The organism is Chryseobacterium sp. D764 (assembly GCF_019317325.1).
Lineage (GTDB): Bacteria > Bacteroidota > Bacteroidia > Flavobacteriales > Weeksellaceae > Chryseobacterium.
Genome location: NZ_CP079219.1, coordinates 3,516,484 through 3,540,077, shown reverse-complemented (window position 1 = coordinate 3,540,077; position 23,594 = coordinate 3,516,484). Strand labels below are relative to the sequence as shown.

Here is a 23,594-nt window from a genome sequence, read left to right as displayed (position 1 = left end):
CTAAATAAATTTTTCTAAAATAAAGTACAAATATACGACAGGAACGCAGATAATAAAACTATCTAATCTATCTAAAACTCCTCCATGTCCTGGAATGATGTTTCCACTGTCTTTCACACCGAAATTTCTTTTCAATTGGCTTTCTACCAGATCCCCTAGCGGAGCAAAGGCGGCAACCAAAAATCCTACGATCATCCAGTTCCCTCTCAGTTCAGGCTGATAATGTTCAATAAAGTAAGATAAAACCAATGTTAACACTACGCCACCTGCATATCCCTCCCATGTTTTCTTAGGGGAAATTTTAGGTGCCATTTTATGTTTACCGAAGAACTTCCCTACCAGATAGGCAAAGGTGTCACTACTCCAGATGAGAATAAATAAGAACAGGATCTCCAAAGAGAAAGCATCACTATAGCTGGAGAACTTTGGCAGTCCCAATGCAAAACTGAATGGGAGCGCTACGTAGATAACAGTAAAAATAAGTTTCCCGCTGTCGAAGTATAATTCGCTGGGAAACTTGAATAAAGTAACCACAGCAATCCCAATAAGCGCCAGTGCCAGTATTTCACTGAGCCTGAAATCAAAAAAGAAATCGTGGTTGAAATATCTTTTGGAAAAAATATAGAATATAAAAATGACTAATGGATATACCACCCATTTTTCATATCCGTTTCCAAATTTCATGATTTTAACACATTCCCACGTCCCCACTATCAGCAGCAGACTCATTAAGCCATAAAAAAGATACTGTTGTTTGATAAGACCAGGAGCAATGCTGTCCAGCAATTGCGCTCCCAGCGGAGTCGAACAAAGTATAATAACGGCTACATAGACTATACCTGATACGGTTCTTTGAATGAGATTTTTGTCCAAAATTTAAAATTTAGAAGTGGTTGCTTAATCTTCAAGCAGCAATAAAAACAGCTTTGTATTGGAATTGGAAGAACTGTCCATTTTAGACTGGCTTCCGCTGATGGAAGTAAGGTTCTTGATATTTCCGTTTCTTTTTATTTTCCCCATAGCATCATTCAGGTTGTTTACAATCTGAGAAACATTGGCAATGATGATAATTCTATCGGGAAGTCTTGAAGAATGATAATGAAGAATATTATTATGCGAAAGCATGATCCTGCCATCATAGGCGATCAGGTATTCACATGTGATGAATGCAGCATCATTAGACGGCTGCAGTTCTGAAGTATAGGCAGACCTCACAACGTTCAAAAAGTTCTGAAGTTCTTTATCCCAACAGAAAAGGTTGTGGATACCTTCTATTTTGATAATTTGATTTAAAGTTTGTAGAGCCTCCGCTTCATCTGCACAATAATTAAAAAATCCCCCCGAATGCGTAAATAATTGCGCAAACTTATAGTCAAGATCCGCATTTTTCAGCGAATCCCCAAGTTTCTCCAGGCTCTGTTTGTCCTCTTCTTCAGGCTGGTTGGTAAGTTTGCTTACAATCCTCTTGAATAAATTCAACTTAATCTATTTTTAGTCAACTTTATACAAAAATAGAAAATAAATTACAATAGTGTCCAAAATATCTCCTTAAATATGAAAAAACCTGACAATTTTCGAGGTTGTCAGGTCTTTGTAATATTTATTTTTAAGAGTCTTAAAGCTGTGTTGGGCTTTCTGGAGCCTGTATTTCGCTTTCTTCTTCTTTTTCTTTGATCTGAGGTGTTTCCACTACTACCGGCTGATCTTTTTCAGGAATAGTATTGGTAACAGGTTTCTCTGTCAATTCAGGATCCCATGCTCTTTTTCCGAAGATATCTTCTAAGTCTTCACGGAAGATCACTTCTTTTTCTAACAATTTATTTGCCAGAGCATCCAGTTTATCTTTATTTTCCTCAAGAATTCTTACTGCTCTTTCGTACTGATTTTCGATAATCAATTTGATCTCTGCATCAATTTTGGTAGCTGTTTCTTCAGAATAAGGCTTTCCGAATGAGTATTCAGACTGTCCTGAACTGTCATAATAAGAAATATTACCAATGTTCGGGCTTAATCCATAGATTGTCACCATTGCCTGAGCTCTCTTCGTTACTGTTTCCAGATCAGAAAGTGCTCCTGTAGAGATATTATTGAAGATCACCTGCTCTGCAGCTCTACCTCCCAATGTTGCACACATTTCGTCCAACATCTGCTCAGTAGTGGTAAGCTGTCTTTCTTCCGGAAGATACCATGCTGCCCCTAAAGAACGACCTCTTGGAACAATCGTTACTTTTAAAAGTGGTGATGCATGTTCTACCAACCAGGAGATTGTAGCGTGACCTGCTTCATGATAAGCAACTCTTCTCTTTTCAGATGGCTTGATGGCCATATTTTTCTTCTCAAGTCCACCGATAATTCTGTCTACCGCATCCAGGAAGTCCTGTTTTGTAACAGAAGTATGGTTATATCTTGCTGCGATTAATGCTGCTTCATTACAAACATTAGCAATATCTGCCCCACTGAATCCAGGAGTTTGTTTTGCTAAGAAATCTCTATCTACATTATCATCAAGCTTGATTTTTTTCAAGTGAACATCGAAAATCTGTCTTCTTTCGTGAAGTTCCGGAAGATCTACATAGATAGAACGGTCAAAACGACCTGCTCTCATTAATGCTTTATCAAGAATATCCGCTCTGTTGGTAGCCGCCATTACAATAACATTGACATCTGTTCCGAAACCGTCCATTTCGGTAAGAAGCTGGTTCAATGTATTTTCTCTTTCATCGTTTCCGCCAGAGAAGTTATTTTTTCCTCTTGCACGTCCGATAGCATCAATCTCGTCAATAAAGATGATCGCCGGAGATTTTGCTTTAGCCTGAGCAAAAAGGTCTCTTACTCTGGAAGCTCCTACCCCAACAAACATTTCAACGAAGTCTGAACCAGAAAGTGAGAAGAACGGAACTTTAGCTTCACCTGCAACGGCTTTTGCCAATAATGTTTTACCGGTTCCCGGAGGGCCTACTAAAAGGACTCCTTTAGGAATTTTACCTCCCAGTTTTGTATATTTTTCAGAGTTCTTCAAGAAATCTACAACTTCCTGAACTTCTTCTTTAGCTCCTTCCAATCCTGCAACATCTTTAAATGTTACCTGAATTCTTTCTTTTTCGTCGAAAAGCTTCGCTTTAGATTTACCGATAGAGAAGATTTGTCCGCCAGGACCTCCACCTCCGCCCATCTTTCTGAAAAGAAGGAAGTAGAATAACCCCAGAATGGAAATCCAAACCAGCGCAGGAACTAAAATATCCATTAGTGCGCTTTTCCCTGTTCCGTAATCTTTAGTTGTTTTAATAACCGGATTGCTGGCTTTGACCTGTTCAAATTTCTGAAGGAAAAGTTGAAGGTCTCCGTATTTTACAGAAAAATCTGCTTTAGGAGCCATTTCGAAGGCAGAAAGAGGGTTGTTTTCTTTACCAGCTTTGGAAACCATTGCTGATTTTGCTTCTTTTGTTAGGAAAACATCAGCTTTCTCTATGTCTTTGTATATAATTATATTCTGAACTTTCCCTGCCTGCATTTCTCTAAAGAAACCATCTTCATCAATAGATTTTGCTGCATCACCTCCAAGGAAATTGGAGCCAAAAAATAGCAAAAGAGCTATGATTGCAATTGGAAAGAACCAGTTGAATCCTTTATTATTCATTTAGACTTTTTAAAATTTTTATTATTCATTTTCAATTTTGGTAATGATTGCGTCACCCCAAAGCTCTTCTATATCGTAGTACTCACGTACATCTTTTTGGAATATATGAACCACCACTGAAACGTAATCTACCAATACCCACATTGCATTTTCAGTACCTTCTACGTGCCAAGGTCTGTCCTGCAGTTCGTTTCTTACTTTCTTCTCAACACTTCCTGCCAATGCAGCCACCTGTGTATTTGAGTTTCCACTACATATCACGAACGTTTCTGCTACGGAGTTTTCGATGTTGGAAAGATCGAAGATCATAATATCTTCTCCTTTTACATCCTGGATAGCTTCAACGATTTTATCTATTAACGCTTGTTTTTCTGCTGTTTTATTCATTAAAAAATTACTATAATCTGCAAATTTATTGTTTTTTCTTTACTTTAACCTTACTTTTACCCTCTTAATGTCTTAAAGTTTTCTTAAATGAGCCAACTCTTCTATCTGAAAGAATGTTCTTCTACTAATGACGAAATAGCAAAGTTTTTACTTTACGGAGATTCAAATTTTATAGGGCTTCATACTTTTAATCAAACTAAAGGCCGTGGTCAGTATGGAAATGTTTGGACTCAGACTGCCGGAAAAAACCTGGCTTATACGCTGGCAGTGAATATTCAGAACATCCTTTGCTCCGACTTTATGTTCAATTATTATACCGCAATGATTATCCGGGATTTCCTTGCCAAATTGTCTGACTCTGAGGTAAAAATCAAATGGCCGAATGATATTATCCTTAAAGGTAAAAAAATCGTTGGAATTTTAATAGAAAAGAAAAAAATTAATCAAAATAATTATTTCATCATCGGAGCAGGAATTAATATCCTTCAGGACGAATTTGATCAAATATCCAATGCAGGATCCCTCCTGAAGCAGACAGGCATGCAATTTGATCTGGAAGAAGTTTCATTAAATCTTCATGAATATTTGTCTGAGAAACTGAAAAACATTCCTTCTGATCAGGAAATTCTGGATGGATTCAATGCAAACCTTTTCAGAAAAGACCTGATCTCTGTCTTTGAAATTGAAAAAGAGCGACAAAATGGCATCATCCGAAATGCAGACGAAAAGGGTGAACTCTGGATTGAACTGGAAGACGGAATACGTTCCTTTTATCACAAGGAAATAAAACTACTTTACTGATTGGCTCTTTTGATATACAGATAAAGGGTAAGCGGCAAAAACACCATATTAGGCAGCCACATTGCTACAGCTGGAGACAAACTTTTATTTTCAGAAACCACTTTCAGGGCTTCAAATGAAAACACAAAAATAAAGGCCAATGAGATCCCTATTGCCAGGTTAATCCCCAATCCTCCTCTTTTCTTTTGTGAAGACAGGGAAAGTGCCAGGAATGTCAGAATAATAATAGAAACAGGCATTGATGTTCTTTGATGAAGCTCATTCAGATAAGAATTCAGGTTACTGTTTCCTCTTGCCTTTTCTCTTTCAATAAACTTTAAAAGTTCCGGAGTGGTTTTATTTTGTCCCAAAAGCTCGTTAGGGAAAAGCTCTTCCGGTGAGTGACCGTAGTTTTTCCTTAATTCTATCCCGTTGCCGAGTTTTTCGGTATTGTCTTTATTGATTGTTTTTTCCAGATAATTATTTAAAACAAACTGCTTTTTGGCTTTATCCCAATACACTTCGCTTGCTTTAAGCTCGTAAGTCATTTTTCTGTCTTTATCATATTTCTGATAGACAAAACTAGAACCTCTTTTTTCTCTTTTGTTCCAGGAATCAACAAAAATATATTCCGTTTTGCTCAGCTGTGAGGAAGCTGGAGCAGTTCCTAAAATCTTTTCTTTATTGGCCGCATTATAGGTATACGCTTCCAGTTCATTTTTCTTGATATTGGCCCATGGAAGAACCATATGGTATACCACAAGGGCAATCAATCCAATAAAAATGGAAGTTACCAGATAAGGTTTGGAAAACCTGTGAAAACTGGCCCCACTACTAATAATAGCAACAATTTCAGTATTATTCGCCATCCTGGAGGTAAAATAAATCACCGAAATAAACACCAGAATGGAAAGGAAGGTAACCACAAGATTGATAATCCAGAAGGGATAAAAGTGGATAAGAAAATAGGTCAGATCCAGTTTCGGATCAATGGCCTTGGCATTTTCTATTCTTGGAATCTTCTGCTGAACATCAATTACCAATACGACTATAGACAATAATACCAACATAAAACTAAAAGTTCCAAGGTATTTTTTAATGATATATCTGTCTACAATTTTAAGCATATTCTCTTACAGTCTTTGTCTAAGAACCGGTACTACGGAGTTTTTCCATTCGTAGAAATCTCCTGCAATAATATGTTCTCTGGCTACTTTTACTAAATCAAGATAGAAGGCAAGATTATGAATCGAAGCAATCTGTTTTGCCAGATATTCTTTAGATACAAACAGGTGGCGAAGATACGCTTTTGAATATTCACGATCTACAAAACTGGTCCCAAATTCGTCTAAAGGCGAAAAATCACGCTTCCATTTTTCATTTTTCAGGTTCATCACGCCCTGCCATGTGAAAAGCATTGCATTTCTTGCATTTCTTGTTGGCATTACACAATCCATCATATCAATTCCCAGTCCGATAGATTCAAGGATATTCCATGGAGTTCCTACTCCCATCAGATATCTTGGTTTTTCTTTTGGAAGAATGTCTGTCACTTCATCAGTGATTCTGTACATTTCTTCTTCAGGCTCTCCTACAGAAAGTCCTCCAATGGCATTTCCTTCGGCTCCTGCTTCAGAAATTACTTCTGCAGAGATTTTTCTAAGGTCGGAATAGGTAGATCCCTGAACAATAGGGAAAAGTCTTTGTTTGTATCCGTATAATTCAGGATTATCATTAGTCCATTCAATACATCTTTTCAGCCAGCGATGGGTAAGCTCCATAGATGATTTTGCCTGGTTATAATTGCAAGGATAAGGAGTACATTCGTCAAAAGCCATGAAAATATCGGCTCCGATCTGTCTTTGAATCTCCATTGATCTTTCCGGAGAGAACATGTGGTAACTTCCGTCGATGTGAGATTTGAATCTCGCACCTTCTTCGGTCATTTTTCTGTTACTAGCCAGTGAAAATACCTGAAAGCCTCCTGAATCAGTAAGGATAGGAAGATCCCAGTTCATGAATTTATGTAAACCACCTGCATCCTGCATCGTCTCCATTCCCGGACGAAGATAAAGGTGGTAAGTATTTCCCAGAATAATCTGAGCCTTAATGTCTTCTTTTAATTCTCTCTGATGAACTGTTTTCACACTTGCAACAGTTCCCACAGGCATAAAAATGGGAGTTTGAATCTTCCCGTGATCTGTGGTAATTTCCCCTGCTCTTGCTTTTCCTTCAGAGGTTTTTTCTATATTAAAAAATTTCATCTCTCTACTTTTTTAATTCACCTTGTTATCAGTGATTTCTTATAGGTTAGAAACTTCAGTACCGTTTTACCTTACCAAAGGTATTACAGCCCCGTTTTGTTTCAGTTTATCCTTTACGTATTTATCTGCTTTGGGATCTTTTTTCAGCAGTATTTCCTGTGCATCATTGGTAATCCCATCCATTTCTTCTTTGATCACATAATATTTGAAGCTTTCTACAAAGTCGTCAGATTTTACTTTATGTGACTTCAGGACAGCTCTTGTACCGGCTTCCATATTTTTGTCAGGATATACAAAGATCGCCTGATCATTGATCGCAAGATCTGCAATGATTTCTGCCATTACGCCTTTATCGATCAGATTTTTAGGCTTATCAATATAATCGCTGCACGAAAACATGCCCAGCAAAACGAAAATAAAGATCAGCTTTTTCATCAGTTTATTTTTATATTTTTTATTTAATAGTCTGATGGAACTTCGCATATACATATTCCTCCGTCTGAAAAGAATTGTTCATGCTTTGCTTCATAGTCTATTGATGATTGATTTCCACTTTAGATTTAACACTCCAAAAACGGCCTCATGGATAATTCCACCGTTCATTTTGCTTTCTCCTAAAATTCTGTTGGTAAATATAATAGGAACTTCTACAATTCTGAACCCTTTTTTAAAGGCTCTGAATTTCATTTCTATCTGAAACCCGTAACCTTTCAGCCTTACATTATCCAATCCTATTTCTTCCAATACATTTCTTGAAAAACAGACAAATCCTGCTGTAGTATCATGAATAGGAAGTCCCAATACAAATCTTACATATTTTGATGCAAAATAAGAAAGCAGTACTCTTCCCATCGGCCAGTTGACCACATTCACTCCTTTTGAGTAACGGGAACCTATGGCCATGTCTGCATTCCTGCATGCTTCAAACAATTTTGGCAGATCGCTAGGATTATGAGAAAAATCGGCATCCATCTCAAAAATATAATCATATTTATTTTCAATAGCCCATTTAAATCCATGAATATATGCCTTTCCCAACCCGTCTTTTACATGTCTTATTGAAAGATGCAAATAATGCGGATGTTTCTTCTGCATTTCTTTTACAACCTCGGCTGTTCCATCCGGGGAAGTATCATCTACAACTAAGATATGAAAGTCGTCCTCCAATGCAAAAACCGCGGAAATAATATTTTCAATATTTTCCTTTTCGTTGTATGTGGGGATAATAACGAGTTTTTTCATTTCAGTTTGCAAAGATAGTTTATTTAACCTTTTTATTTTATACAAAATAATCTATAATTTTGCAAAAATATTTCTCAGGGATTAAGCGGATGAAACAGAAACTTTTATTCAACAGATCTGAACAATACGTAAAATCGATGAGAGCAAATATTTTAACTGCGGATACATGAAACAGGTGACAGGAAATTCTGTGCCGGATTGTGCTATCAGAAGTTAAATAATAAATAATAAAAACTTAAATTTTGCCATCATCACAACACTTCATCAATCATGTAAGAATACCTGAGAATAACGACTGGGTAATCTTTATCCTCGTGGGCTGTATATTTTTATATGTTTTTATGATGAACGTCATAGAAAGGGATGCCAGTCTCAAAGATTTTCTGCTTCAAAAGTATTTTGATGCAAGCAACAACCTTCCCAGCTGGATTATCACTTCATGTGTGACGACGCTCACCTTATCTGTTTTGATCTCACAGTATATTCCTATTGTACCGAAATATATTGCCGATCTTCAGCTTTTTGGGTATCAGCTTAATAAATTCGGGTATACTTTGCTGGCGGTGCTGTTTTTTTATTTAATAAAATCAACATTAGGTTTTTTATTTTATCAAAGTATAGGAGACGGAAAAAAATGGACTATTTTTTATTTTACCTCCACAAAATTTTATTTCATTCTTACATTTTTGCTAATAATTCTTTGTGTAGCCCATTATTACTTCCCTATAGACAGAAATAAAATATTTTTGTATTATTTGTGTTTCTTTTCTTTTGTATTCATTTTCAAAGTTTTTTTCTACTTATTTCACAAGAACAAGATTCTTCCTGAAAAATGGTATTATAAATTTTTGTATATTTGCACCCTCCAAATCGCACCATTATTATTGCTTTGGAAGTTGTTATTTTTTTAATAAATGTCAATGATGAGAATAAAGTCTATATTGGTTTCTCAACCAGCGCCTAGTGAGTCTTCTCCATATTTGGATATAGCAAAGAAGGAAAAAATAAAGATTGATTTCCGTCCATTTATCCACGTTGAAGGGGTTGACAATAAAGAGCTCAGAACACAGAAAATAGATCTGACGCAGTATACCGGTATTATTTTTACCAGTAAAAATGCGATTGACCATTACTTCAGACTTGCGGAAGAACTTCGTTTTGCCGTTCCGGATACAATGAGATATATCTGCCAGTCGGAAGCAATTGCCAACTACCTTCAAAAGCATATTGTGTACAGAAAAAGAAAAATCAGCTTTGGGGAGAAAAACTTCTCAGATCTGCTTCCTCTTTTCAAAAAATTCCCAACTGAAAAATATCTGCTGCCATCTTCAGATGTTTTGAGTCCGGATATTGTGAAAACCATGGATGCATCTAATGCAGACTGGACAAGAGCAATCATGTACCGTACCGTATGCAGCGACCTTACAGATATCAACATTAAAGATTATGACATGTTGATCTTCTTTAGTCCGCAAGGAATCAAATCGCTACAACAAAACTTCCCTGGCTTCAAACAGGATGAAACCAAGATTGGTGTTTTCGGAAACACGACTTTGGCTGCCGCAGAAGAAGCTGGATTAACAGTAGATTTAATGGCACCTACGAAGGAAACTCCTTCCATGACAATGGCCCTTGAAAAGTACATTAAAGCACTTCATAAATAGTCTTTAATTATAAAAATACCATGAACCATCTTTTCAATAAAGGAAAGATGGTTTTTTTTTACCTAAATTTGAACGAAAATTAACATTGAATGAGACGTCTGCATAAATTGCTTACTTTCAGAAGAAAAGCATAAAGACAAACTCTGCTCAATAAAAAATTAAAATATCCGGATGAAAGCTCCACAGGCAAAAAAAATAGAAAAAATATTAGAAACCCACGGCGATAGAAGGACCGATAATTACTTTTGGCTGAATGAAAGGGAAAACCCTGAAGTCATCAAATATATTGAAGAGGAAAATGCCTACGAAGAATTCATCATGAAAGATACGGAAGTTCTTCAGGAAGAGCTTTTTGAAGAGATGAAAGCCCGTTATAAAAAGGATGACGAATCTCTACCCTATTTCTTTAATGAATACTGGTATATTGTACGTTATGAAGAAGGCAAGGAATATCCTATTTTCTGCAGAAAGCATAAAAGTCTTGACAACGAGGAGGAAATTGTACTTGACGTGAACGTTCTGGCAGAAGGCAAAGAATTTTTTGAAGTAGGAAGTGTAGCCGTGAGCCCCGGTAATGAACTGGCTTCTTTTTCTTCAGATGATGTAGGAAGAAGAATTTATACGCTTAATTTTAAAAATTTAAAAACCGGGGAAATTCTGCCGGATTCTATTCCAAATACAACAGGAAAAGCAGTTTGGGCGAATGATAATCAACATGTTTTCTATATTAGAAAAGATAAGAGCCTCCGTGCTTTCCAGGTATACAGACATCAGTTAGGAACTGATTCTGCTGATGATGTTCTGATCTTCCACGAAGAAGATGACACTTTTGATGTCAATGTATTTAAAACAAAATCTTTACAGTATATTTTCATAGCTAGTTCAAGTACTATCTCTGATGAGCACCGCTTTATTCCCTCTGACAACGTATTTGCAGAATGGATAACAATACAGCCCAGAATAGATGATCTCGAATATTCTGTAGAGCATTATGAAGATGAATTCTATATTATCACTAATGCTGATGATGCAATTAACTTCAAAATTGTAAAAGCAAAGATTGACAACTGCAGTATGGAAAACTGGGTGGATGTTATTCCACACCGTGCGGAAGTTTTACTGGAAGGTTTTGAAATTTTCAAAGATTATCTGGTACTTGAGGAAAGAGAGAGAGGTTTGCTTCAGATCAAAATTATTGATGAGAAGACCCAAGAGTCTTATTATTTACCTTTTTCTGACCCAACATATACAGCCTATATTGGGATTAACCTTGAATTTGACACTGAAATTCTTCGTTATGGCTATACATCTCTTACACAGCCAAGCTCCACTTACGAGTACAATATGAAGGACAAAACCACCAAGCTCCTGAAACAACAGGAAGTATTGGGTGGGAAATTTTTCCCTGAAAATTATATTTCAGAAAGAATATGGGCAGACTCCAGAGATGGGGAAGTAAAAGTTCCAATTTCTTTAGTATACCACAAAGACACCAAAAAATCCGCTGACACTCCACTTCTTCTGTATGGATATGGAAGTTATGGGCACACCGTTGATGCCAGCTTTTCAAATGTAAGATTGTCTATTCTGGACAGAGGTTTCATTTATGCTATTGCCCACATCCGTGGCGGAGAATACCTGGGAAGAGAATGGTATGAAGATGGAAAAATGTTATTCAAGAAAAATACTTTTTTCGATTTTATTGATGCAGGAAAACATTTAATCAAAGAAAATTATACATCATCGAGACATATGTATGCGATGGGAGGAAGTGCCGGAGGTTTGTTGGTAGGCGCTGTGGTCAATTATGAACCTCAGTTATTCAACGGAATTGTAGCACAGGTCCCTTTCGTAGATGTTGTTTCCACAATGCTGGATGACACGATTCCTTTGACTACCGGGGAATATGATGAATGGGGAAATCCAAATGACGAGGAGTATTATCATTATATGAAAGACTATTCTCCTTATGACAATGTAGAAGCTAAAGATTATCCTCATATGCTGATCACTACAGGATTCCATGATTCTCAGGTACAGTATTGGGAGCCTGCAAAATGGACTGCAAAACTGAGAGAACTCAAAACAAACGATAACATCTTAGTTTTTAAAACTGACATGAGCTCCGGACATGGAGGCGCCAGCGGAAGGTTTGAATCATTGAAAGAAGATGCTTTAGAGTATGCTTTTCTTTTGAAAATAAATGAAAAATAGCTTTTACATTCTCTTAATTAATTTTCAAATACAGAGTATATGTTATTATTAGTTTTTATTTCAATTGCTATTATTTAATACAAAAACAGAAAATTACAAGAATGGAAAAAAGAGAAGACTTTAAAGCCAAACAAGAGGAAAACTTACAGGACCTTCTGAAAAAAGCAAGAGAAGAAGATCTTAGAAACAAAGAAAATAATAATTTATAAAATACATTGTCACGATAAAAAATGACAGTTATAATCATATGAACGAATCTGAATATTGGAAAAAAATAGAACAGTTTTTTGAAGACAACTTCCAGACTGAAAAAAATCCACCGATTGAAACGATATTATTTTTAATTGGACTTCAGGAATTGGGAAGCGGCCAACAGAAATATACAAAAGACGATAAATTAAATATCCTTCATATCGCAGTTTGCAGATTGATGGAACCTTTTGGATATTACAAATTTTCACATTACGAAGATGGCTGGCCACACTTTGAAAAAATAGAAGATCTGCCTGAATTAAGACCTAATGAGCAAAGCTTGCTTATGAAAAAGGCGATTATTCATTACTTTCAGGAAGAAGAATTAATTTAACAAAAAAAGCAGGATGCTCATTCAGACATCCTGCTTTTATATTATAAATGTATCCGCAACATCTTTCATTTCCTTTTTTTTCAGATGCCCAATTATTTATGAGCCAATCAGTTCTTCCAATTGTGTCAATCCCATTTTAAATCCTTCTTCAAATCCCATTTCCAAAATCTTTCTCATAACTTCCTGAGAATGGTAGTGGATATTGATGGTCACTTTAGTACCCTCTTCCACTCCTGTAAAGCCGAGCAGCCATTTTGATCTTGGAAAATCTTCATTAATATTTCCTTTTTCATCACAAAAAGCACTCATCCAGTCAAGGCTTCTGTGTTCTGTAATTTCGCCATACTGAGACTGAGCATACAGAGGTCCTTTCTCACCGTTTGGCCCTACCATTGCATACATCCAGATTCCTCCTTCTCTGAAATCCTGTTTTACCGTTTCACATCTCCAGGGTTTAGGTCCCCACCATTGATCCAATAATTCGGATTGGGTGAAATGATCCCATACCGTTGAAACATCAGCTTTATAAATTTTCATGACATACGTACTGGCAGCATCAAAATCTTTGTTGAAAATGATATTAGATTCCATATATTTTTATTTTTAATAAAGTTAGCATTTTATTTATTGAAAGGGACTTTTCATATGACAAGTAAAGGATAATTCATAAATAATTGTTAAAAAACACTCTTTTAAGAAAAAAAAAACAATTATTTGGCTCGTTTTTTGTTTATGTAGTCTTAAAAAAATTAATTTTAACATTCATTTTTCCAAAACATATATAATTAAATAATGAATAACAAATTCATCCCAATAATTTCAGTGTTTATGACGATCTCACTGATTGTCTTTGTGACGCTCCAATTTTATTGGTTGAAAGGCTATTACGGTGTACTGGAACAGGATTTTTCAAATAAAGTGTATGCAGTTTTGGAAAGTACTTCAAAAAGTATTGAAGAGATCGAAGCAGACAAATATCTGAATGAGGATTATAAGGATTTCAGAAAAAATATTCTTGCCAATAGTAAACAGCCGTCTCTAACTACAATTCAGCAGGTAGAAGACTCTGGAACTCAAAGACAGATTATTTATTCTAAAAACATTATTGAAAAAACACAGCTGCCGATTTCTCAAAAAGGGGATTCTATTAAACTCACAACCTTATATACAGACGAAGCAGCCTATAAAATAAAAAGAGATACCACCAACCGTGAACTTCTTACCACGGATATCAATCAGGAGATTGAAACCGGAGATTACTCCATGAAAGAATTTGTGAAAGTATATGGAAATAACCTCCCTATCACAAAAAGAGTGGATCCGAAAACACTTGATTCTGTCATTGCGAAAGAACTTAAAATAAGAGGAATATCTGCCAAGTTCGGATATGGAGTTCTTGACCGCAACAACAAGCTTACAAGCATCGTGAATAAAGCCTACAAAGAGAAAAAAGACAGTAATATCTACAGCTTTCCTCTTTTTGCAGACAAAAAAAACACACTGTACAGCCTCGCATTGGTTTTTCCTAAGAAAGAATACTCTCTGGCGATGAACAACTGGCCGATGCTTTTAGGAACATTTCTTTCTCTGCTTACCATTCTTGGGATTTACATTATTTCCATCAATTATATGATGAGACAGAAAAAGCTTGCTGAAGTAAAAACAGACTTCATCAACAACATGTCTCATGAGTTCAAAACACCATTGGCAACCATTTCTGTAGCAACGGATTCTTTGGCTAATGACAAAATTGCCACCAATCCGGATAAGGTAAAATATTATTCAGAACTGATAAAGCAGGAGAACTTAAGGATGAAAAAGCAGGTTGAAAACGTGCTTAATATGTCTAAACTTGAACGAAATGAAGTAGAGCTGTTTTTAAAAGAAACCAATGTAAGAGAATTGATCAAAAGGACAACAGAATCTTTCAATCTGATTGTGAAGCAAAGGAACGGTTCTCTTACCCAGAAATTCAATGCCACCCATTATAATTTTAAAATAGACGAGTTCCATATTTCAAATATGCTGGTCAACTTACTGGATAATGCCAATAAATATTCTCCTGAAGCGCCGGAAATACATGTGGAAACAAGAAATGAAGGACACTGGTATATCATTGAAATTTCCGATAAAGGAATGGGAATGGATACTCAGAATAAAACCAAAATTTTCGAAAAATTCTTCAGGGAAGAAACCGGAAATATTCACAACGTGAAAGGACAGGGATTAGGTCTTTCCTACGTGAAGAAAATTGTAGAACTGCACAAAGGACAGATTATCGTAGACTCTAATAAGGGAGATGGAAGTACGTTCACGATAAAACTCCCAATGGGATAAAATATATAAAATGATCATTGATGAATGATAAATCATCATTGACGAAAAATTAAACCAAATATCAAAATATAGAAGATAGAGTGAGGAAGTTCATTCTTAATTGTTAATTATTAATTATTAAAAATTATGAGCAACAGAATATTATTAGTAGAGGACGATCAGAGTTTTGGGGCGGTGCTTAAAGATTATTTGACAATCAATAATTTTGAAGTAACACTTGCCACTGATGGGGAGCAGGGACTTAAAGAATTTACAGAAAATGAATTCGACATCTGCATATTTGACGTAATGATGCCTAAAAAAGACGGGTTTTCATTGGCCGAAGATGTAAAAAAGATTGATAAAAATACACCGATTATATTTCTTACAGCAAGAAATATGAGAGAAGATATTTTGAAAGGATACCAGTTGGGAGCTGATGACTATATCACAAAACCTTTTGATACTGAGCTTCTTTTATATAAAATCAAGGCTATTTTACAGAGAAGCTCTACATTGGAAAATGAGGAGCAGGAGCAGTTTAAAATTAGCAATATTTTCTTTGACTCTATGCTGAGACAATTGAAAGTAGGTGATAAAGAATACAAACTTTCTCCTAAAGAAAATGAATTATTGAAGCTTCTTTGTATTCACAGAAACGATTTCATGCCTAGAGATCTTGCTTTAAGAAAGATCTGGAAAAAGGAAAATTATTTTACAGCAAGAAGTATGGACGTATATATTGCAAAACTTCGTAAGTTATTAAAAGATGACGAAGGATTGGAAATTATCAACGTTCACGGAGAAGGATTTAGACTTTTGGTAAAAAATTAATCCAAAAATCAAATTATAAGTATAAAATTAGCAAAACAATTGAAAATGTTTTGCTAATTTTGTTTCATACCCATGGATATGAAGAATACATTTATAGGTTTGATCGCCGTATCACTATTAGCTGCCTCTTGTAAAAAGGATGAGAAAGCCACTTATTTAAAAGAAGAAGCCAATGCCGGGCAATCCAGCGTTGCTCTTAATACAACCTCCAACACAACATTAATGGACCAGGCAGGTATTTCATCTGTCTCCACTCCTGCTCCAATGGCTACCGCCCCAGGGATGAATCCTCCACACGGACAACCTGGCCACCGATGCGACATTCCGGTAGGACAGCCCCTGAACAGTAAACCTGCAACAGCGGCGGCCTCACAAAACATAAATGCAAACGGAAATAATATCGTCCAGATTGATCCTAATGCAGTATCACCAGGAAAAATCACTCTTGACAACAACGGAAAACAGGCAAAAACAGCTCCGGGAATGAATCCTCCACACGGACAGCCCGGGCACCGATGTGACATCCCGGTAGGACAGCCTTTAAACAGTAAACCTGCACAAGCTCCTCAATCGGCACAAAATGTAGTTCAGACTGCTCCTGCTCCTGCACCTGCGGCACAGAATCTGGCGATGGGAGAAAAACCAAAGCTAAACCCAGCACATGGTGAACCTTGGCACAGCTGTTCTCTAAAAGTTGGTGATCCTTTGCCATAAATTTCTTATTTTTGCAGATATGAAGCTGTTTCATCTACTTGCAATAGTATTTTGCCTGGGAGTCTTTTTGATTCCCAAGGATGCCTTCTATGCGCAAGGAATGCAGGAAACATGCTGTAAAGCAGAATCTTCCAAGAAAATAGACTGCTGTAAAAATCATTCTTCAAAAAAAGACAGCAAACATGACAAAACAAAATCATGTAATGATGACTGCTGTTCATCATGTGTTGCCTGCTATACTTTTATTGAAACTCCTTTCTCAAAAAATCTACGTTTGGAACTATCTTATTACAAAGCGAATAAGAATCCTCAGTTTCAATATTCAGATCCATATATTTCAGACCGTTTAAAGGAAATCTGGCAACCGCCTAAGATAGCTTAATTAAAATATCACGAGTTCATTATACTATGTAATGAGCTGTTTTTTAATTAATTTAAACTTTTAAATAAAATGAAATTATCTATTTCCAGGTTAATACTTGGTGCATTATTCCTATTTACACAATTTATATCTGCTCAAACACTTTCAAAAAATCAGTTCAAGGTAAAAGGGAACTGCGAAATGTGCAAAACAAGAATTGAAAGTGCCGCGAAAAAAGCCGGCGCAAAAACAGCAGTTTACTCTATTGATCTTCAGACATTAACATTAGAAACAGACAAGGTATCTTCCGATGCTATCCTGAAAAAAGTAGCAGAAGCGGGTCATGATAATGAGAAATTCAAAGCGTCTGATACAACCTATGAAGGACTTCCGGGATGTTGTCATTATGACAGAGACCTGCAGCCTTCTCAGGCAGAAACACACCATGATCATCACACAGATGCTTCTGTTTCCGCTAAAAAAGAAAATGAGTTCTATGTGAGAGGAAACTGTGCTTCATGTAAAGCCAGAATTGAAAAAGCATCAAAAGATGCCGGAGCCAGTGTTGCAGAATGGAATGCAGAAAAACAAACGGTTACTTTAAATTTTGACCCCTCAAAAACCTCATCAGATAAAATTTTAAAAGCTATTGCTGATGCTGGCCATGATAATGAAAAGTATAAGGCTTCAGATGCTGTTTACAATGGTCTTCCGGGATGTTGTCTGTATGACAGAGATTTTACTTTTGGTGAACCTAATCCAAAAGTACATTATGAAGAAGGTACAAAGCATGAAGATCATAAAGAGAACGGAACCTCATCAGCTAAAGAGGATCATTCCCAACATGAAAAAAACATTGACGGTGTAGTGGTAACAGGTTCTAAGGCAGCAACTTCTTTAAGCAAGAAAGAAGCCGGTCTTGTTTTTAATATCGATAAAAAGGAACTTTTAAAGGCAGCCTGCTGTAATCTTTCTGAAAGTTTCGAAACGAATGCAACCGTAGATGTTTCTTTCAGCAATGCCGTTACCGGAACAAAACAGCTGAAAATGCTTGGTCTGGATCAGAAATATACGAGCTTAACGAAGGAACAGTTACCCGAAATCAGAGGTCTGGCTTCTGCTTATGGCTTAAATTTTATTCCGGGAAGATGGATTGAAAGTATTCAGCTTACTAAGGGAGGAAGTACTGTAACAAATGGTTATGAAAGCATCACAGGACAGATCAATACTGAACTTTTGAAGAATGCGAAGACTCCTGAGACGTCACTGAACCTTTTTTCTGATTTTAATGGAAGAGCTGAAGTGAATATTACCAACGTCTCTCCCATCAACGATAAATGGTCACAAACTTTCCTTCTTCACGGAAACGGAACTTTCGGGAACACGGATATGAATGATGACGGTTTTCTGGACAGACCAAAAGGAACCCAGATCAATGCCGCGTATTTGTTGAATTATAACGACCTTGAAAAGTCAGGATTCGGATCTCACTTCGGAATTAACTTTATCCGTGATGAAAGAACGGCAGGACAAGTTGGTTTTGATAAAAAACTGGCTCAGGACAAACAGCCTTTTTATGGAGTAGGAATTGATATTTCAAGATTTCAGGTTTGGAATAAGACAGGGTATGTTTTTAAAGGAAAACCTTACCAAAGTATCGGATGGATGAACCAATATGTGTATCATCAGCAGGATAGTTTCTTCGGACTGAGAAATTATGCAGGGCAGCAGCATACGTATTATTCCAATTTAATCTTTGAAAGTATTATTGGAAATACCAACCATAAGTATAAAGCCGGAGCAAGTTTCTTATATGACGGTTATAAGGAAACGTATTTATTGAACGATCTGAAAAGAAATGAAATTGTACCGGGTATTTTTGCTGAATATACCTTAACGGGATTAAAATATACATTAGTAGCAGGAACCAGAGTGGATTTTCACAATCTGGCAGGAACTCAGTTTACGCCAAGGCTAAATTTCAAGTATGATTTTACGCCTCAGACTATTTTAAGACTTTCTGCGGGAAGAGGATTCAGAACAGCGAATGTATTTGCGGAAAGCCAGCAGTATTTTGCATCGAACAGAGCAATCAATATTTTATCCAACGGAGGAAATATTTACGGATTAAAACCTGAAATTGCCTGGAACTATGGGGCAAGTTTACAGCAGGAATTCAAATTATTCGGAAGAAAATCCAGCATCATTGCCGATTTCTTCAGAACAGATTTCCAGGATCAGGTATTGGTGGATCTTGACAAATCTCCCCAACAGCTGACATTCTATAATCTGGAAGGAAAATCATTTGCCAATTCATTCCAAACCCAGTGGGACTTCACCCCTTTCAAAAACTTTGATGTGAGGCTTGCTTATAAGTATTATGATGTACAGGCAGATTATATCGGAGGAAGAAGAGAAGTTCCTTTCATGGCTAAGCACCGAGGATTTGTGAATTTAGCATATTCTACCAATAAAAATAATAACGGAGGATTCTGGAGTTTTGATACGACTTTAAACTGGGTTGGAAAACAGAGACTTCCTGATACTTCAAGCAATCCGGCAGAATTTCAGCTACCAACCTATTCGGAATCGTATGCCGTTCTTAATGCTCAGATCTCAAGAAATTTCAATAAAAAGATCAGAGCTTATGTAGGTGGTGAAAACCTTACTTCTTATTATCAGAAAAATGCGATTGTTGATTTTAAAAATCCTTTCGGGAATTATTTTGACGGAGGAATGGTATATGCACCCATTATGAAGGCAAACGTCTATGTGGGGCTGGATGTAACGTTTTAAAAGCTGGAAGCTGGAAGACTGAAGCTGGGAGTGCTTAACTTCCTTCTTCCAGCCTCAAGCTTCCTTACTCAATAAAAAATCCGCTTCAATGAAGCGGATTTTTCTATTTATCTTCCAAAATCATCCTGTACCCTTACGATATCATCCTCATCTGAAGGATTGGATACATCGGTATGCTGCCAGATTTCGGCTACAATTCCCCAGCCTGCAAGACCTATCAATCTGTGTCTTTCTCCCTGCTGAAGTTTCACCTGATCTTTTGGACCATATTCTCCCAACGCTCCTTCTTCATCGGTATTGCTTCTTTTGATTCCTACAGTTCCTTCCACTACCTGCCAGATTTCGGCTCTTCTGTGGTGGTACTGCCAGCTTAATCTTGCTTCCGGAGCAACGATAAGAATTTTCGGGCTTAGCTTCCCTCCTATTCTCAGGTTGTCTACATCAATACCATCGAAATACTGGTTGGCAAAATCCTGCGCCTGTGTTTCATCAATCACAAAGAAACCTCCCCATGGTCTTGTATCATCTTTTGCTGCGATATTGAAACCTTGTGTCTGCAGCATGCTTTCTACTCTGTCGAATATTTCTTTTTTTTCTGTACTCATACAGCTTGTATTTCTAAATTAAAAATTATTTATTTGATTCTTCTTTTGACATTGAATATGGAAAATCTTTTTCCTGTGAACCTCTTTCTTTATTAGGTTTGCTATCCATTTTAAAGTCTAACACAGCGCCCTTCATCAGTTCTTTATGGCTTAACCAGTTTTTGGAGTAAGGCTGCTGATTTACATTCAAAGATTTTACATATAAATTTTCGGAATTATTTTCCGGAGCTTTTATTTCAATTTTCTTACCATTTTCAAGATGAATGGTTGCTTCTTTAAACAATGGTGCTCCCAACACATATTGATCTGTAGCCGGAGTTACCGGATAAAATCCAAGGGCTGAGAAAATATACCAGGCAGAAGTCTGTCCGTTGTCTTCATCTCCGCAATATCCATCCGGAGTGGCATGATACAATTTATTCATCACCTGTCTTGCCCAATATTGCGTTTTGTAAGGTGATCCGGCATAATTGTACAGATAGATCATATGCTGAATCGGCTGGTTTCCGTGGGCATACTGCCCCATATTCATAATCTGCATTTCTCTGATCTCGTGAATCACACCTCCATAATAGCTGTCATCAAAAACCGGTGGTAATGAGAATACCTCATCTAATTTGGCTTCGAATTTCTTCTTTCCACCCATCAGTTCTGCCAGACCGTCGATGTCCTGGAAGACAGACCATGTGTAATGCCAGCTGTTCCCTTCTGTAAAAGCATCTCCCCATTTGAAAGGATTGAAAGGTTTCTGGAAGTTACCATCTTTGTTTTTACCACGCATTAAGCCTGTTTCTTTGTCAAAGACATTTTTATAATTATAAGCTCTTTTCTTATAAATATCAATCTCTGAAGCGGGTTTTCCAAGTGCTTTTCCTAGCTGATAAATTGAAAAGTCATCATAAGCATATTCCAGTGTTCTTGCGGCATTTTCATTGATTTTCACATCGTAAGGTACATAGCCCAAAGTGTTGTAATATTCTACTCCTGCACGACCTACCGCTTCGATAGGACCTGCATTATTGGCGCCGTGTTTTACAGCCCGCCAAAGGGCTTCCGTATCATATCCGCGAAGTCCTTTAATGTAAGCATCTGCCACTACAGACGCAGAATTGTTTCCAATCATAATATCAGAATATCCCGGACTGCTCCACTCTGGTAAGAAACCGCCTTCTTTGTAAGCATTGGCCAATCCTTCCTGCATTTCTACATTGATACCTGGATAAACAAGATTCAGGAAAGGATATAAAGCACGGAAAGTATCCCAGAAACCGGTTCCTGCAAACATTCTTCCGTCTGCAATTTTACCATTGTAAGGGCTCCAGTGTTTTATTTTGTTCTGAGCATCTATTTCATATAACTTTTGTGGGAAGAATAAAGTCCTGTATAAAGAAGAATAAAAGGTTCTCATCTGCTGATCCGTCCCTCCTTTTACGTCTATTTTCCCTAATGTTTTGTTCCATATATTTTTGGCATCCGTTTTTACCTGTTCAAAATTTTTGGTCCCGATTTCTCTTCTCAAATTCAGTTCTGCCTGTTCAAAGCTGATGAATGAAGAGGCTACTTTTGCATAAACCGTTTCTTTATTTTTAAGCTTAAACCCTACTACAGCACCTGTATGATCACTGGTAATTTCTAACTGATCATTCACCAGTTTATCGTCTTTCCAGGTTTTTGTCAGTTCAAAATCTTTATCAAACTGAATGACAAAATAGTTTTTAAAATTTTCATATTTCCCGGTAGAATATCTTGTCGTATAGCCCAGAATTTTTCTTTCCTTCGGTAAAATCTTAATATAAGATCCTTTGTTCAGTGCATCAACAACTACATAAGCACTGTCTGTCTTTGGAAAATCAAATTTAAAATAAGAGGCTCTTTCTGTAGGGGTAAATTCTGTTGTAACATTAATATCAGCTAAGTAAACACTATAGAAATAAGGCGTAGTAACCTCAGCTTTATGGCTGAACCAGCTCGCTCTGTCGTCTTCTTTAAATTTCACTTTTCCTACTCCCGGCATGATGGCAAATGCGCCATAATCATTCATCCAGGGAGATGGCTGGTGGGTTTGTTTGAATCCTTTTATTTTATCTGCATCGTAGGTATATGCCCATCCATCGCCCATCTTACCGGTTTGCGGTGTCCAGATATTCATTCCCCATGGAAGTCCGACTGCCGGATAGGTATTTCCGTTGGATAATGAGGGTTTGGATTGTGTTCCCATCAAAGGATTCACATAATCTACGGGAGATACATTCTGGCCTAAAACCCAGGCCTGTAATAACAGTAAGCAAGTAGAAAATATAAACTTCATTGTATCTTTTCGTTTGTTAATTTATATAAGCTTTTTTAATGCATAGCTGGCAGCTCCAAGAATGGCGGCATCTTCAAATATGGCAGAAATTTTAACCTGCAAGTTAATATTATTCTTTGTTAAATTCTGAATAAATCTTTGCTCAAAATGAGGATATGCCTTGGCAATATTCCCCCCTATAACTAAAACTTCCGGTTTGTAACGATCTACATATTTCACGATAAATTCTGAAAAAGAGTCTGCATATTCATCAAACATTCTGGTCTGTATTTCTGCGGGTTTATCCAACAAATCTTTGGTTCCCGAGATTTCTTCTCCGGTCAGTTCTTTATAATGATTCACAAACCAGCGTGTTGCCAGATAGTCTTCACAGATAGAATCTCTGAAAGGAGAATCCCACAAGTCTTCATCGGAAGCAAATTCTCCATTAAAGAAGGTCGTTCCCAATCCTGTACCGAGAGTCACTCCAAAAGCACTACCGAATCCCTGAGCACAACCTCCGAATACTTCCCCTTCCATGAAGGCCGCCGCGTCATTTACAAAATGAATCCGTTCCTGAGAAATATCCAGTCTTTTTGCCAGCTCTTCTTTAATATTGACCTGATAGATATCAATAAATTTTCCCTGCTGCATCAGTGATATTCCGTTTTCATAATCGAAAGGTCCCGGCATTGCGATACCAATTAAAAGGTCTTCCTTTACCAGATTGTGAGCTACTTTTTCAATGGCCGAAACCCATGCTGAAAAAATAACTTCTTTACTTTCAAAAGCATCTACATGTTCTCTTACATAGGTTGAAGAAATGATTTCACGTTTTTCCGGATTTACCTGAGCCAGCGTAATGTGTGACCCTCCGATATCTATTCCTACTATATTCTGCATTATT

At 36.9% G+C, this 23,594-nt stretch carries 22 protein-coding genes; 10 read left to right on the top strand and 12 right to left on the bottom strand.

The window, feature by feature from the left end; translation table 11 throughout:
- The 4 genes from KYG33_RS16075 to rsfS form a co-directional block, all read right to left on the bottom strand.
- Complete coding sequence (locus KYG33_RS16075; protein ID WP_219072062.1) at positions 1-873, bottom strand: phosphatidate cytidylyltransferase; 873 nt, start codon at positions 871-873, stop codon at positions 1-3.
- Between the two features lie 24 nt (positions 874-897).
- A complete protein-coding gene (locus KYG33_RS16070) occupies positions 898-1,479 on the bottom strand; it encodes an LUD domain-containing protein (protein WP_175627176.1) in 582 nt (193 codons plus the stop codon).
- Between the two features lie 136 nt (positions 1,480-1,615).
- Positions 1,616-3,637 (bottom strand): ATP-dependent zinc metalloprotease FtsH, encoded by a 2,022-nt coding sequence (gene ftsH / locus KYG33_RS16065; protein WP_047380273.1) that lies wholly within the window; start codon positions 3,635-3,637, stop codon positions 1,616-1,618.
- Between the two features lie 21 nt (positions 3,638-3,658).
- The gene (gene rsfS, locus KYG33_RS16060; RefSeq protein ID WP_219072061.1) at positions 3,659-4,024 is read right to left on the bottom strand and encodes a ribosome silencing factor; all 366 of its coding nucleotides are present in this window, start codon (positions 4,022-4,024) and stop codon (positions 3,659-3,661) included.
- 87 nt (positions 4,025-4,111) lie between these two features.
- Between rsfS and KYG33_RS16055 the strand changes: the two genes are divergently transcribed.
- Positions 4,112-4,825 (top strand): biotin--[acetyl-CoA-carboxylase] ligase, encoded by a 714-nt coding sequence (locus KYG33_RS16055; protein WP_219072060.1) that lies wholly within the window; start codon positions 4,112-4,114, stop codon positions 4,823-4,825.
- Here KYG33_RS16055 and KYG33_RS16050 read toward each other — a convergent pair.
- The 4 genes from KYG33_RS16050 to KYG33_RS16035 all read right to left on the bottom strand — a co-directional run bounded on the left by KYG33_RS16050 (position 4,819) and on the right by KYG33_RS16035 (position 8,310).
- The gene (locus KYG33_RS16050) at positions 4,819-5,931 is read right to left on the bottom strand and encodes an LptF/LptG family permease (RefSeq protein ID WP_047376356.1); all 1,113 of its coding nucleotides are present in this window, start codon (positions 5,929-5,931) and stop codon (positions 4,819-4,821) included. The two genes, KYG33_RS16055 and KYG33_RS16050, sit on opposite strands and share 7 nt — an antisense overlap.
- 6 nt (positions 5,932-5,937) lie before the next feature.
- Positions 5,938-7,068, bottom strand: a complete 1,131-nt coding sequence (gene tgt / locus KYG33_RS16045) for a tRNA guanosine(34) transglycosylase Tgt (protein ID WP_180564969.1) — start codon at positions 7,066-7,068, stop codon at positions 5,938-5,940.
- A gap of 66 nt (positions 7,069-7,134) precedes the next feature.
- A complete protein-coding gene (locus KYG33_RS16040; protein WP_077413681.1) occupies positions 7,135-7,503 on the bottom strand; it encodes a DUF4296 domain-containing protein in 369 nt (122 codons plus the stop codon).
- A 90-nt stretch (positions 7,504-7,593) separates the two neighbouring features.
- Positions 7,594-8,310: a polyprenol monophosphomannose synthase gene (locus tag KYG33_RS16035; protein ID WP_077413447.1), complete on the bottom strand. Its 717-nt coding sequence runs from the start codon at positions 8,308-8,310 to the stop codon at positions 7,594-7,596.
- A 341-nt stretch (positions 8,311-8,651) separates the two neighbouring features.
- Between KYG33_RS16035 and KYG33_RS16030 the strand changes: the two genes are divergently transcribed.
- From KYG33_RS16030 to KYG33_RS16015, 4 genes are all read left to right on the top strand, one after another.
- Complete coding sequence (locus tag KYG33_RS16030) at positions 8,652-9,221, top strand: DUF4271 domain-containing protein (protein WP_317619680.1); 570 nt, start codon at positions 8,652-8,654, stop codon at positions 9,219-9,221.
- Positions 9,222-9,233: 12 nt separating this feature from the next.
- Positions 9,234-9,974, top strand: a complete 741-nt coding sequence (locus tag KYG33_RS16025) for a uroporphyrinogen-III synthase (protein ID WP_077413680.1) — start codon at positions 9,234-9,236, stop codon at positions 9,972-9,974.
- Positions 9,975-10,145: 171 nt separating this feature from the next.
- Positions 10,146-12,188: a S9 family peptidase gene (locus tag KYG33_RS16020; protein ID WP_077413445.1), complete on the top strand. Its 2,043-nt coding sequence runs from the start codon at positions 10,146-10,148 to the stop codon at positions 12,186-12,188.
- A 247-nt stretch (positions 12,189-12,435) separates the two neighbouring features.
- Positions 12,436-12,774 carry a hypothetical protein gene (locus KYG33_RS16015; RefSeq protein WP_077413444.1) on the top strand — a complete coding sequence of 113 codons (339 nt, stop codon included), beginning with the start codon at positions 12,436-12,438 and terminating at the stop codon, positions 12,772-12,774.
- 96 nt (positions 12,775-12,870) lie between these two features.
- Here the strand turns inward: KYG33_RS16015 and KYG33_RS16010 are convergent, their stop codons facing one another.
- The gene (locus tag KYG33_RS16010) at positions 12,871-13,365 is read right to left on the bottom strand and encodes an SRPBCC domain-containing protein (RefSeq protein ID WP_180564968.1); all 495 of its coding nucleotides are present in this window, start codon (positions 13,363-13,365) and stop codon (positions 12,871-12,873) included.
- Positions 13,366-13,566: 201 nt separating this feature from the next.
- Here KYG33_RS16010 and KYG33_RS16005 point away from each other — a divergent pair, with 201 nt between their 5' ends.
- The 5 genes from KYG33_RS16005 to KYG33_RS15985 all read left to right on the top strand — a co-directional run bounded on the left by KYG33_RS16005 (position 13,567) and on the right by KYG33_RS15985 (position 19,795).
- Positions 13,567-15,111 (top strand): sensor histidine kinase, encoded by a 1,545-nt coding sequence (locus tag KYG33_RS16005; protein ID WP_077413442.1) that lies wholly within the window; start codon positions 13,567-13,569, stop codon positions 15,109-15,111.
- 126 nt (positions 15,112-15,237) lie between these two features.
- A complete protein-coding gene (locus tag KYG33_RS16000; RefSeq protein ID WP_002982671.1) occupies positions 15,238-15,924 on the top strand; it encodes a response regulator transcription factor in 687 nt (228 codons plus the stop codon).
- Positions 15,925-16,002: 78 nt separating this feature from the next.
- On the top strand, positions 16,003-16,638 hold the full coding sequence (locus KYG33_RS15995) for a hypothetical protein (RefSeq protein ID WP_228408601.1): 636 nt from the start codon (positions 16,003-16,005) through the stop codon (positions 16,636-16,638).
- Positions 16,639-16,657: 19 nt separating this feature from the next.
- Entirely contained in the window at positions 16,658-17,020 is a 363-nt protein-coding gene (locus tag KYG33_RS15990) for a hypothetical protein (RefSeq protein ID WP_175627175.1), read from the top strand.
- A gap of 69 nt (positions 17,021-17,089) precedes the next feature.
- Positions 17,090-19,795: a TonB-dependent receptor domain-containing protein gene (locus KYG33_RS15985; RefSeq protein WP_077413440.1), complete on the top strand. Its 2,706-nt coding sequence runs from the start codon at positions 17,090-17,092 to the stop codon at positions 19,793-19,795.
- Positions 19,796-19,902: 107 nt separating this feature from the next.
- Here KYG33_RS15985 and KYG33_RS15980 read toward each other — a convergent pair whose 3' ends face one another.
- The 3 genes from KYG33_RS15980 to KYG33_RS15970 are packed head-to-tail and all read right to left on the bottom strand — an operon-like array spanning position 19,903 to position 23,590.
- Entirely contained in the window at positions 19,903-20,400 is a 498-nt protein-coding gene (locus KYG33_RS15980; protein WP_077413439.1) for a phosphoheptose isomerase, read from the bottom strand.
- A 25-nt stretch (positions 20,401-20,425) separates the two neighbouring features.
- Positions 20,426-22,708, bottom strand: coding sequence for a GH92 family glycosyl hydrolase (locus KYG33_RS15975; RefSeq protein WP_077413438.1), 2,283 nt, complete (start codon positions 22,706-22,708; stop codon positions 20,426-20,428).
- 21 nt (positions 22,709-22,729) lie between these two features.
- Positions 22,730-23,590 (bottom strand): ROK family protein, encoded by an 861-nt coding sequence (locus KYG33_RS15970; RefSeq protein ID WP_180564965.1) that lies wholly within the window; start codon positions 23,588-23,590, stop codon positions 22,730-22,732.
- Positions 23,591-23,594: the final 4 nt, after the last annotated feature.

What these genes read in the sequence shown, in the direction of transcription:
- ftsH (WP_047380273.1), bottom strand. Translation starts at nt 3,637, where the DNA reads ATGAATAATAAAGGATTCAACTGGTTCTTTCCAATTGCAATCATAGCT.
- rsfS (WP_219072061.1), bottom strand. Translation starts at nt 4,024, where the DNA reads ATGAATAAAACAGCAGAAAAACAAGCGTTAATAGATAAAATCGTTGAA.
- KYG33_RS16055 (WP_219072060.1), top strand. Translation starts at nt 4,112, where the DNA reads ATGAGCCAACTCTTCTATCTGAAAGAATGTTCTTCTACTAATGACGAA.
- KYG33_RS16050 (WP_047376356.1), bottom strand. Translation starts at nt 5,931, where the DNA reads ATGCTTAAAATTGTAGACAGATATATCATTAAAAAATACCTTGGAACT.
- tgt (WP_180564969.1), bottom strand. Translation starts at nt 7,068, where the DNA reads ATGAAATTTTTTAATATAGAAAAAACCTCTGAAGGAAAAGCAAGAGCA.
- KYG33_RS16040 (WP_077413681.1), bottom strand. Translation starts at nt 7,503, where the DNA reads ATGAAAAAGCTGATCTTTATTTTCGTTTTGCTGGGCATGTTTTCGTGC.
- KYG33_RS16035 (WP_077413447.1), bottom strand. Translation starts at nt 8,310, where the DNA reads ATGAAAAAACTCGTTATTATCCCCACATACAACGAAAAGGAAAATATT.
- KYG33_RS16030 (WP_317619680.1), top strand. Translation starts at nt 8,652, where the DNA reads ATGATGAACGTCATAGAAAGGGATGCCAGTCTCAAAGATTTTCTGCTT.
- KYG33_RS16025 (WP_077413680.1), top strand. Translation starts at nt 9,234, where the DNA reads ATGAGAATAAAGTCTATATTGGTTTCTCAACCAGCGCCTAGTGAGTCT.
- KYG33_RS16020 (WP_077413445.1), top strand. Translation starts at nt 10,146, where the DNA reads ATGAAAGCTCCACAGGCAAAAAAAATAGAAAAAATATTAGAAACCCAC.
- KYG33_RS16015 (WP_077413444.1), top strand. Translation starts at nt 12,436, where the DNA reads ATGAACGAATCTGAATATTGGAAAAAAATAGAACAGTTTTTTGAAGAC.
- KYG33_RS16010 (WP_180564968.1), bottom strand. Translation starts at nt 13,365, where the DNA reads ATGGAATCTAATATCATTTTCAACAAAGATTTTGATGCTGCCAGTACG.
- KYG33_RS16005 (WP_077413442.1), top strand. Translation starts at nt 13,567, where the DNA reads ATGAATAACAAATTCATCCCAATAATTTCAGTGTTTATGACGATCTCA.
- KYG33_RS16000 (WP_002982671.1), top strand. Translation starts at nt 15,238, where the DNA reads ATGAGCAACAGAATATTATTAGTAGAGGACGATCAGAGTTTTGGGGCG.
- KYG33_RS15995 (WP_228408601.1), top strand. Translation starts at nt 16,003, where the DNA reads ATGAAGAATACATTTATAGGTTTGATCGCCGTATCACTATTAGCTGCC.
- KYG33_RS15990 (WP_175627175.1), top strand. Translation starts at nt 16,658, where the DNA reads ATGAAGCTGTTTCATCTACTTGCAATAGTATTTTGCCTGGGAGTCTTT.
- KYG33_RS15985 (WP_077413440.1), top strand. Translation starts at nt 17,090, where the DNA reads ATGAAATTATCTATTTCCAGGTTAATACTTGGTGCATTATTCCTATTT.
- KYG33_RS15980 (WP_077413439.1), bottom strand. Translation starts at nt 20,400, where the DNA reads ATGAGTACAGAAAAAAAAGAAATATTCGACAGAGTAGAAAGCATGCTG.
- KYG33_RS15975 (WP_077413438.1), bottom strand. Translation starts at nt 22,708, where the DNA reads ATGAAGTTTATATTTTCTACTTGCTTACTGTTATTACAGGCCTGGGTT.
- KYG33_RS15970 (WP_180564965.1), bottom strand. Translation starts at nt 23,590, where the DNA reads ATGCAGAATATAGTAGGAATAGATATCGGAGGGTCACACATTACGCTG.